1 protein-coding gene is annotated in these 260 nt (G+C 64.6%); it reads left to right on the forward strand.

Features of this window, described 5'->3' with window-relative positions:
• Window positions 1-260: hypothetical protein (locus AC0L2K_RS35215; RefSeq protein WP_473533688.1), on the forward strand; the 260-nt coding region annotated here is incomplete at both ends.

Below are 260 nucleotides of genomic sequence, written 5' to 3' on the forward strand. Positions count from 1 at the left end.
CAACCGGTTGGAGCGGCTGCTCAACCTGGGTGCGCCGGAGATCATCGTCAACAACGAGAAGCGCATGCTGCAGGAGGCCGTCGACGCACTGTTCGACAACGGTCGCCGCGGACGCCCGGTCACCGGTCCGGGTAACCGTCCGCTGAAGTCGCTCAGTGACATGCTCAAGGGCAAGCAGGGTCGGTTCCGTCAGAACCTGTTGGGCAAGCGCGTCGACTACTCGGGTCGTTCGGTCATCGTCGCCGGCCCGACCCTCAAGT

This window comes from Mesorhizobium sp. WSM4817, from assembly GCF_055811135.1.